At 67.0% G+C, this 9256-nt stretch carries 8 protein-coding genes; 4 read left to right on the forward strand and 4 right to left on the reverse strand.

Features of this window, described 5'->3' with window-relative positions; genetic code table 11:
• The 3 genes from groES to QU603_RS03330 all read left to right on the forward strand — a co-directional run bounded on the left by groES (position 1) and on the right by QU603_RS03330 (position 2771).
• Positions 1-297, forward strand: a complete 297-nt coding sequence (groES, locus tag QU603_RS03320; protein WP_039394204.1) for a co-chaperone GroES — start codon at positions 1-3, stop codon at positions 295-297.
• A gap of 149 nt (positions 298-446) precedes the next feature.
• The gene (gene rarD, locus QU603_RS03325) at positions 447-1385 is read left to right on the forward strand and encodes an EamA family transporter RarD (RefSeq protein WP_308493069.1); all 939 of its coding nucleotides are present in this window, start codon (positions 447-449) and stop codon (positions 1383-1385) included.
• A gap of 123 nt (positions 1386-1508) precedes the next feature.
• On the forward strand, positions 1509-2771 hold the full coding sequence (locus QU603_RS03330; protein ID WP_308493070.1) for an ABC transporter substrate-binding protein: 1263 nt from the start codon (positions 1509-1511) through the stop codon (positions 2769-2771).
• A gap of 53 nt (positions 2772-2824) precedes the next feature.
• Here the strand turns inward: QU603_RS03330 and QU603_RS03335 are convergent, their stop codons facing one another.
• The 4 genes from QU603_RS03335 to QU603_RS03350 form a co-directional block, all read right to left on the reverse strand.
• On the reverse strand, positions 2825-3556 hold the full coding sequence (locus tag QU603_RS03335; protein ID WP_308493071.1) for an ABC transporter ATP-binding protein: 732 nt from the start codon (positions 3554-3556) through the stop codon (positions 2825-2827).
• Positions 3553-4554, reverse strand: coding sequence for an ABC transporter ATP-binding protein (locus QU603_RS03340; protein ID WP_308493072.1), 1002 nt, complete (start codon positions 4552-4554; stop codon positions 3553-3555). The genes QU603_RS03335 and QU603_RS03340 overlap by 4 nt, the downstream gene beginning before the upstream one ends.
• 70 nt (positions 4555-4624) lie before the next feature.
• Positions 4625-5602: a branched-chain amino acid ABC transporter permease gene (locus tag QU603_RS03345; RefSeq protein ID WP_308493073.1), complete on the reverse strand. Its 978-nt coding sequence runs from the start codon at positions 5600-5602 to the stop codon at positions 4625-4627.
• A 1-nt stretch (position 5603) separates the two neighbouring features.
• The gene (locus QU603_RS03350; protein WP_308493074.1) at positions 5604-7037 is read right to left on the reverse strand and encodes a branched-chain amino acid ABC transporter permease; all 1434 of its coding nucleotides are present in this window, start codon (positions 7035-7037) and stop codon (positions 5604-5606) included.
• A 229-nt stretch (positions 7038-7266) separates the two neighbouring features.
• Here QU603_RS03350 and guaB point away from each other — a divergent pair, with 229 nt between their 5' ends.
• The gene (gene guaB / locus QU603_RS03355; protein ID WP_308493075.1) at positions 7267-8769 is read left to right on the forward strand and encodes an IMP dehydrogenase; all 1503 of its coding nucleotides are present in this window, start codon (positions 7267-7269) and stop codon (positions 8767-8769) included.
• Positions 8770-9256 lie beyond the last annotated feature (487 nt).

Here is a 9256-nt window from a genome sequence, read left to right on the forward strand (position 1 = left end):
GTGTCGGTTTCCATCAAGCCGCTCGAGGACCGCATCGTCATCAAGCAGGTCGAGGCCGAACAGACCACTGCGAGTGGCCTGGTCATCCCCGACACCGCGAAGGAGAAGCCCCAGGAGGGCGAGGTCGTCGCGGTGGGCCCCGGCCGCATCGACGACAACGGCAACCGTGTTCCGCTCGACGTCGCCGTGGGCGACCGCGTGCTGTACAGCAAGTACGGCGGGACCGAGGTCAAGTTCGGCGCCGACGAGTACCTCGTCCTGTCGGCGCGTGACGTCCTGGCGGTCGTCGTCCGCTGACGTCGGCTGTTTCGGAGGCCCGGATGCTTCGGCATCCGGGCCTTCGCCGTTCCCGCGCTCGGGTGGGCGGCGCTCGGGTGGGCCGAGGGCGGGGGATGCCGCGGCCCGTGCGGTGCGGCGACGGCGGTGCGAAGAACTAGGCTGATGCAGTGAAGCAGAAGGACGCCAGGGCGCGGGGCAATGCGACCGTTGCCGGCGGCGTGTACGCGTTCGCCGCGTATCTGCTGTGGGGGATGTTCCCGCTCTATTTCCTGACGCTGCTGCCGTCCACGCCCTGGGAGGTCGTGTCGTGGCGGGTGCTGCTCTCGGTGGTCTTCTGTGTCGTGGCACTGACCGTGATGCGAGCATGGAGCGCCCTGTGGCGCATCATGCGACAGCCGCGGCTGCTGGGGTGGACGGCGGCCGCCGGCATCCTGATCTTCGTCAACTGGACCGTCTACCTGATCGCGACCCTCACCGGTCACGTCATCGAGGCGAGCCTCGGGTACTTCATCAACCCGATCGTGACCGTTCTGCTGGGCGTGCTCGTGCTGCGCGAGCGTCTGCGGCCGGCGCAGTGGGTCGCGATCGCGATCGCCGTCGTCGCGGTCGTGGTCATCGTGCTCGGGTACGGACAGATGCCGTGGATCGCGCTGGGGCTCGCTTTCTCGTTCGGGCTGTACGGGCTCGCCAAGAACCGCGTCGGACCGTCCGTGGACGCGTTGAGCGGGCTGACGCTGGAGACCGCGTGGCTCACCCCGGTCGCCGCAGGGATGCTGATCTGGGTGAGTGTCACCGGCGGCATCACCTTCGGCACCGAGGGCGTCACCCACACGGTCATGATGGCCCTGACCGGGGTGGTCACCGCGGTGCCGCTGCTGCTGTTCGCGGCGGCGACCCGGCGGGCTCCGCTCAGTCTGATCGGCCTGCTGCAGTTCTTGACCCCGATCCTGCAGTTCCTCACCGGGGCGTTCCTGCTGCACGAGCAGATGTCGGTGGAGCGCTGGATCGGATTCGGCCTGGTCTGGCTGGCGCTGATCGTGCTCACGGTGGACTCCCTGACCGGCGTCCGGCGCCGCGGCGTGTCCGATGTCACCGAGATCGCCTGATCCGCGCACGCGCGCGCACGATTGTTAACGCACCGAGACATCGCAGACCTCAAAGTGACGCGCGCAACCCATATGGTTAGAGCACGCAATGCGGCACTGCCGTATTCGAAGCAAAGGAGCACCATGAACGGATTGAATCGCCTGCGTGGCAGCAGAGCTGTCGCCGCGATCACACTGGTCGGTGCAGCCGCCCTGGTGATGGTCGGTTGCAGCGGAACCCCGGCCAGCACGAACAGCAGCGGGAACTCCGGCGGCTCGACCGAATTGACCCTGAAGCTGGGTTCGCTGATGCCTGAGACCGGCTCGCTGGCCTTCCTCGGCCCGCCGCAGGAATCCGGCGTCGGACTGGCCGTGCAGGAGATCAACGCCGCCAAGGCCGGCATCACGGTCGATTACACCGCCGCTGACGAAGGCGACACCGACACCAAGGCCTATGAGACGTCGATCTCCAAGCTGCGCAGTGCCGGCATCACCGCCATGGTCGGGGCTGCGGCATCCGGTGTCACCAAGCTGATCCTGAACGGCAACATCTCCGCCGGCATCCTGACGGTCTCGGCGTCGAACACGTCGCCGGACTTCACGGACTGGCCGAACAAGGACCACCTGTACTTCCGCACGGCGCCCAGCGACCTGCTGCAGGGTGAGGTGCTCGGCAACCTGCTCGCGCAGGACAAGAAGAAGTCGCTCGGCGTCATCTTCCAGAACGACGCCTACGGCAACGGTCTGTACCAGGCGATCAAGAGCACGTTCGAGGCGTCCGGCGGCAAGGTCGTCGCCAACGCATCGTTCAACGTCGGCGACTCGCAGTTCGACGCGCAGGTGGCCACGATCAAGGCGGCCAACCCCGACTCGGTGGCGATCGTCTCGTTCGACCAGTTCAAGACCATCGGCCCGCTGCTGGTGAACGCCGGCATCCCGGCCAAGGACTTCTACATGGTCGACGGCAACCTGTCGGACTACGGCAAGTCGTTCCCGGTCTCGCTCGAGGGCGCGCAGGGCACCAAGCCCGGTCCCGCACTGGCCGACGACTTCACCCAGCGTCTCCAGACCTACTGGACGGGCAAGGGCAACAAGGAGATCACCGACTTCACCTACGCGGGTGAGGCCTACGACGCAGCCGTGCTGATCGCCCTCTCGGCGCTCGAGGCGAAGTCGACCGACGGCGCGAAGATGGGCGCGAAGATGCAGGAGGTGTCCGGCGGCTCCGGCAACGGCACCGAATGCACCTCGTTCGCCGACTGCGCGAAGCTCATCAAGGAAGGCAAGACTCCCGCGTACCACGGGTACTCCGGCATGAGCAAGTTCGACGACAAGGATGACCCGCAGGGTGCCGTCATCGGCATCTACAAGTACGACGCGAACAACGCGCCGCAGCGGACCAACTGATCGATCCGTTCACAAGGCGCCCCGGGCTTCGGCTCGGGGCGCCTCGTCGTGGATCAGGCGGCGTCGGCGCCGAGCGTGCCGAGGTACAGTCCGATCACCTTCGGATCGTTCAGCAGTTCACGGCCGGTGCCCTCGTAGGCGTCCTTGCCCTGGTCGAGCACGTAGCCACGGTCGCAGATCTGCAGGCAGCGGCGTGCGTTCTGCTCGACCATGATCGTGGTGACCCCGGCCTTGTTGATGTCGGAGACGCGGATGAACGCGTCGTCCTGCCGCACCGGTGACAGACCGGCCGACGGCTCATCCAGCAGCAGCACCGACGGGTCCATCATGAGTGCGCGGCACATCGCGACCATCTGCCGCTCGCCGCCCGACAGCGACCCGGCGCGCTGGCCCAGTCGTCCGCCCAGCTCGGCGAAGATGCCGGTGACGAACTCCAGCCGCTCCGCATAGATCTTCGGCTTCTGGTACAGGCCCATCTGAAGGTTCTCGGCGATCGACAGCGACGGGAACACGTTGTTCGTCTGCGGAACGAAGGCCACGCCGCGTGCGACGAGCTTGTCGGCTTTCAGGCCGACGATGCTGTCGCCGTTGACCCGGATGTCGCCGTCGCGCACCTGCACCAGGCCGAAGATGGCCTTCAGCAGCGTGGACTTGCCCGCACCGTTGGGTCCGATGATTCCGACGAGCTCGCCCTGATGGGCGACGAGGTTCGCTCCGTTGAGGATGTTGACACCGGGCAGATACCCCGCGTGCACATCGGTGAGTTCCACCACGGGTTCGCTCATGAGTGCTGCCCCTTCTGGTCATCGTCGCCGGACTCGTCGGCCGCGGCATCCGGTGCGGGTTCTTCGCCCAGCTCTTCGGCCATCATTTCGCGCTCTTCTTCGATCGCGTCGAGCAGCTTGATCGCCGAGGTGTTCAGCTCGCCCTCGATGCGTCCGGTCACGACCCCGAGGTCGACATCCTGATGGCTGCCGAGGTAGGCGTCCACGACGGCGGGATCCTGCATCACCGACTCGGGGGGACCTTCGGCGACCACGCGGCCCTCGGCCATGACGACAACCCAGTCGGCGATGTGGCGCACCACGTGCATGTCGTGCTCGACGAACAGCACCGTCATACCGGCATCCTTCAGGCTCAGGATGTGCCCCAGCAGCGACTGCGTCAGGGCCGGGTTCACGCCTGCCATCGGCTCGTCCAGCATCACCAGCTGCGGATCGGACATCAGCGCACGCGCCATCTCGAGCAGCTTGCGCTGCCCGCCCGACAGCGAGGCGGCGAAGTCCTTCTCCTTCGCGTCGAGCTTGAACCGGACGAGCAGGTCGCGGGCCTTCTGTTCGATCTCGCGCTCTTTCGCGCGCCACAGGAACGGGAAGAGGCTGTGCCAGAAGCGCTCGCCGTGCTGGTCGCGGGCGCCGAGCTTCATGTTCTCGAGCACGGTCAGCAGCGACAACGACTTGGTCAGCTGGAACGTGCGCACCTGCCCCATGCGGGCGACCTTGAACGACGGGACGCCGGCGAGGTTCTTGCCTTCGAACGACCAGGCCCCCGCGTTCGGCCTGTCGAAGCCGCACAGCAGGTTGAACAGCGTCGTCTTTCCGGCACCGTTGGGTCCGATCAGTGCCGTGATCGCCCCGTGCGGGATCTCGAGGTGGTCGACGTCCACGGCGACCAGGCCCCCGAAATGGCGCCGCACACCGTCGATCACGAGGATGGGATCTGCCTTGGCGACGCCGGGCACGGCATCGCCGTTGGCGAGCCCCGTCGACTTGGTGCGGTGCACTCCAGTATTGGGGCCGGTATCGGGGCCGGTATTGCGGCTCGGCTCGCCGGCCGGCTCACTGGTTGGCTGGTTACTTGACAAAGGTCATCTCCCTCTTGTCGCCGAGGAGTCCCTGCGGACGGAAGATCACGAGCAGCATGAGCGTGACACCGACGAGGATGAATTGGATGACGCTGGCCTGGCTGGTCGACATCGGCAGCAGGCCCGCCGCCGCCAATGCCGGCAGCAGGTTGTTCATGAACGCGAGCACGACCCAGAAGAGCACGGCGCCCAGCGTCGGGCCGAACACCGTGGCCGCACCGCCGAGCAGCACGATCACCCACAGGAAGAACGTCAGCGACGTGGTGTAGCTGCCGGGCACGACCGCCGAGGGCAGCACGAACACGATGCCGCCCGCGGCACCGATCACACCGCCGACCACCAGCGACTGCATTTTGTACGCGAACACGTTCTTGCCGAGCGAGCGCACGGCATCTTCGTCTTCACGGATGCCCTTGAGCACGCGGCCCCACGGGCTGCGCATCAGCGACCAGACCAGCAGCAGCGCCAGCGCCAGCAGCACCAGCCCGAACACCACCACCCACAGCTGTGCGGCCGTGTAGGTCCATGGCCCGAATCCGTACGTGCCCGAGGGGAACGGGTTCGCGCTGTTGAATCCTGCGGTGTAGTTCGCCAGGCCCTCTGCCGAGCCGGTCCACTTGTTGAACACCTGCGTGGTGAACAGCAGACGGATGATCTCGGCCGCCGCGATCGTCGCGATGGCGAGGTAGTCGGCGCGCAGGCGCAGCGTCGGGATGCCCAAGAGCAGGCCGAACAGTGCACCGGCGGCCAGGCCGATGATGATGCCCAGCCACCACGGGGCGCCGAAGCTGAGCACCGAGATCGCGTAGCCGTAGGCCCCGACGGCCATGAAGCCCGCCATGCCGAAGTTGAGCAGACCGCCGTAGCCGAAGTGCACGCCCAGACCCGTGGCCGCCAACGCGTAGGCGATCGTGACAGGGCTGAGCAGATAGCTCGCGGTGTTGCCGAAAATCTGTCCCCAGTCCATCTCAGCCCAGCCTTTCCTTGCGTCCCAGCAGGCCTTGAGGTCGCACGAGCAGGATCACGATCAGTACCACCATCGCGCTCGCGTACTTCAGGTCGGAGGGGATCCACAGGGTCGACGCCTCGACCGCGATGCCGACGATGAGCGAGCCGACGAACGCGCCCAGTGCCGTGTTCAGGCCGCCGAGGGTCATGGCGCTGAAGATCAGCAGCAGCATCTGTACGCCCATGTCCCACTTCACGCCCGGCCGGTAGTACGCCCACAGGACGCCGGCGACGGCCGCGAGCGCTCCGGCCAGTGTCCACACGATGCGGATGACGCGGTCGACGTCGATTCCGGATGCCGCAGCCAGCTGCGGGTTGTCGGAGATCGCGCGTGTGGCCTTGCCGACGCGGGTGCGGGTGAGGAAGAACGCGACGCCCAGCGTGGCCACCAGGCTGACCACCATGCTCGTGATGTCGATGTAGGACAGCGAGATCGGTCCGAGCTGCATCGGGGTGGGGCTGGCGCCGGGAAGCTGCTCCGTGCCGCCGCCGATGACGAACTCGAACGCATACCGCAGCGCGAGCGACAATCCGATGCTGACGATCATCAGCTGCACGGTGCCCAGGCCTTTTCGGCGCAGGGGTTTCCACAGCCCCGCATCCATTCCCCAGCCGAGCCCGCCGCCGGCGACCACCATGACCACGAGGGCGAGCCACAGCGGCATTCCCCACCAGGTCGAGGCGATCAGCGCGATCACCCCGCCCCACGTCACCATCTCGGCGTGCGCGAAGTTCGCCAGACGCGTGGTGCCGAAGATCAGTGCCGCGCCCATCGAGGCGAGCGAGAGCAGCAGGCCGAAGTTGATGCCGTTGACCAGGCGCGTGAGCAGCTGCGAACCGAACGACTGCGTGACGCGCTCACCCGCTCCCAGGAAGAGGTTGATGTAGGCCGCGTTGGTCAGCCCGAACTTCACTTCGCGGGATGCGGATTCGCCCTTGACGATCACGCCCGACGGCAGTGTCGACTCGTCGACGGTGAGCGTGTACGTGGCCTTCTTCGGCACGTACAGCTTCCACGAACCCTCCGCGTCGGTCTTGGTCTCGGCCGAGAAGCCGTTGCCGTCGATCTTGACCACGACATCCGCCAGCGGCTTGTCCTTGTACGAGATGAACCCGGCGAAGAAGTAGTCGGTCTTCGGCGTGTTCTCGTCGGCGCTGACCGGCCCGGCCTGAGCCGGTGCGGTGCGGGATGCCGCGGCCTGGGCGGCGGTGGGTGCCGGCGCCTGCGCGGCCGCGATGAACGGCGCGTCGACGGCGACGGCCGCCGGTGCGGGTACGTCCGCGGCGTTCGCCGCGGCGGTCGGTCCCATCAGCAGCATGAGCCCGGCGGCGGCTGCACCCACGAGGGCGGTCTGCCATGCTCCGGGGCGACGCGCCCTCGTTCTGTGTCTCACGCGACCTCCACACTGAGTCTGTCTCGGCGCCGTTGGGTATGCGGCGCTCTGTTGCGCGACGCTCCGAGCGTACCTGGCGTTGCGCCCGGTGCCTACCTTCGCGAGGTCACGGTTCGGAATATCCGGGGTCGCGCGGCGATTACACTGGACATTGGCGGAGTAGACCCCGCACGCCGATGTCGACCGCCGCGATCCCGTTTGCAGCGCGCCCGGCGCGAGAGGAGTCTCCATGGAACAGCCCGATCCGTTCGGCTTTGTCGGTCTCACGTATGACGATGTGCTGCTTCTTCCCGGGCATACCGACGTCATTCCCAGCGAGGCCGACACCTCCTCACGGGTCACCCGGCGCATCACCGTGGCCACGCCCCTGATCTCGGCCGCCATGGACACAGTGACCGAGGCGCGCATGGCGATCGCGATCGCGCGCCAGGGCGGCCTGGGCATCCTGCACCGGAACATGTCGATCGAAGACCAGGCGAGCATGGTCGACCAGGTCAAGCGCAGCGAGTCGGGGATGATCACGGACCCCATCACGACCACTCCCGACGCGACGATCGACGAGGTCGACACGCTGTGCGCGCAGTACCGCATCTCGGGCCTGCCGGTCATCGACGAGGACCGGCGCTTGGTCGGCATCATCACGAATCGCGACATGCGGTTCGTCTCGGGCTTCGAGCGTCAGACCACCAAGGTGCGCGATGTGATGACCCACGAGGGCCTGATCACCGGGCCGGTCGGCATCAGCGCCGGCGAGGTCATCGCGACGTTCGCCAAGCACCGCGTCGAGAAGCTGCCCCTGATCGACAGTGAGGGCAAGCTCGCCGGGCTGATCACGATCAAAGACTTCGACAAGAGCGAGAAGTACCCGCTGGCCACCAAAGACGAGCAGGGCCGGCTGCGCGTGGGCGCTGCCATCGGCTTCTTCGGCGACGCATGGGAGCGCGCCGAGGCGCTGCGCGACGCCGGCGTCGACGTCGTCGTGGTCGACACCGCCAACGGGCAGTCGGCGGGCGTCATCGACATCGTCAAGCGCCTCAAGTCCGACCCGACGTTCGCGCACATCGACGTGATCGGCGGCAACATCGCCACCCGCGAGGGCGCGCAGGCCCTGATCGACGCCGGCGTGGATGCGGTGAAGGTCGGCGTGGGACCGGGGTCGATCTGCACCACGCGCATCGTCGCGGGTGTCGGGGTGCCGCAGGTCACGGCCGTGTACGAGGCATCCCTCGTCGCCCGCGAAGCCGGAGTCCCCGTGATCGCCGACGGCGGCCTGCAGTACTCCGGAGACATCGCCAAGGCGCTGGTGGCGGGAGCCGACGCCGTCATGATCGGGTCGCTGTTCGCCGGGACCGACGAGGCCCCGGGCGAGATCGTGTTCCAGGGCGGCAAGCAGTTCAAGCTGTATCGCGGCATGGGGTCGCTGGGCGCTCTGCAGACCCGCGGCAAGAAGACCTCGTACTCGAAGGACCGCTACTTCCAGGCGGACGTTCCCAGCGACGACAAGCTGGTCCCCGAGGGAATCGAGGGTCAGGTCGCCTACCGTGGGCCGGTGTCGGCCGTGGCCTATCAGCTGATCGGCGGACTGCGTCAGTCGATGTTCTACGTCGGGGCGCGCACCGTCGACGAGCTGAAGCTGCGCGGCAAGTTCGTGCGGATCACCGCGGCCGGTCTCAAAGAGTCGCACCCCCACGATGTCCAGATCGTGGTCGAGGCGCCCAACTACAAGAAGTAGGGCCCGCAAGGGTCGGGGTGTCCGCCCCGAATGACGACCGAGGCCGGCTGCGCCGCATGGGCGCGCCGGCCTCGTCATCCTCCGGAGAGTAAGCGCGCCACGGGATTCCGCTGTTCCTACGGCACTGAGTCCGATATATGCACCTGAGTGCATATGTTGATCGCGTGCCGTGAGGCGTTCGGGTAGGGCTTGTCGTCGCGGCGCAGAAATTTTCCAGAGGTCACTTGACCAACGCGCGGATGTGGGTATAGCTTCACCAACGGACTCAGCGACACGTCGAACAGACCCCAGATCACGCTCCCGCATCGAACCTAGAGCCTCAGGCTTGCGACCCCTTTCGGCCGCCGGAGATGGATGCTGCAATGGGGTTGAGGCGTGCCGTGACGTGGCGCCAGCGATCGCGCTCGATGCGCTGGTCGCGGCGGATGGTGCTGCCCGCACTCACCCTGCTCGTCTCGCTCGCGATGGCCATCACGCCGATGGGCGG

This window comes from Microbacterium terrisoli (assembly GCF_030866805.1).
Taxonomy (GTDB): Bacteria; Actinomycetota; Actinomycetes; order Actinomycetales; family Microbacteriaceae; genus Microbacterium; species Microbacterium terrisoli.

Excerpts from the sequence above, each read along its gene's own strand:
- QU603_RS03330 (WP_308493070.1), top strand. The coding sequence starts at position 1,509 with ATGAACGGATTGAATCGCCTGCGTGGCAGCAGAGCTGTCGCCGCGATC.
- QU603_RS03335 (WP_308493071.1), bottom strand. The coding sequence starts at position 3,556 with ATGAGCGAACCCGTGGTGGAACTCACCGATGTGCACGCGGGGTATCTG.
- QU603_RS03345 (WP_308493073.1), bottom strand. The coding sequence starts at position 5,602 with ATGGACTGGGGACAGATTTTCGGCAACACCGCGAGCTATCTGCTCAGC.
- guaB (WP_308493075.1), top strand. The coding sequence starts at position 7,267 with ATGGAACAGCCCGATCCGTTCGGCTTTGTCGGTCTCACGTATGACGAT.